At 26.8% G+C, this 552-nt stretch carries 1 pseudogene; it reads left to right on the top strand.

The window, feature by feature from the left end:
* Positions 1 to 552, top strand: a pseudogene (gene waaS, locus EQY_RS0123680) (LPS core biosynthesis protein WaaS); the annotation flags it as partial.

Raw genomic sequence — 552 nt, 5'->3', positions numbered from 1 at the left:
TGTGATTAATAAAGGAATTAATAAACAAATATTAAAAAATATTAATTGCCATAAGGTTTTGCTGCTAAGAAATACTGTTAGCGAAGATTTTATTTTTGATAGTGCAAATTATTTCGATATTATCTATGATTTTGAAAATAGATTTATAGGGAATGAGAAGACCAAAGCAATAGAACAATTTTTTCCTATCGGAATGGAAGAAATTACAAGTTATAGTTTGTTTGACAAAAATAACAGCCAGCCAATATGCTTTTTCCTTGGTCGTGATAAAGGGCGTCTTCAAATAATTGATGAATTAGCTGATAGATTAACAACACTAGGATGTAAGCTAGATTTTAATGTTGTTAAAGATAAGACATCCTCTCCTACTTCAAAGTATTTGATTGAAAAACAAATACCTTATGAAGAGAATATTAGAAGAACATTAAATTCTAATATAATTGTTGATATAACTAAAGAAAATCAATCTGGCTGGACTCTTCGGATACTTGAGGCACTATTTTTTAATAAAAAATTAATTACTAACAATATAAATATACTTGATTCAGAAAT

This window comes from Escherichia sp. TW14182, from assembly GCF_000208525.1.
GTDB classification, from domain to species: domain Bacteria; phylum Pseudomonadota; class Gammaproteobacteria; order Enterobacterales; family Enterobacteriaceae; genus Escherichia; species Escherichia ruysiae.
Note: the sequence above shows the minus strand (reverse complement) of the source record. Positions and strands in the feature narration are given on the sequence as shown.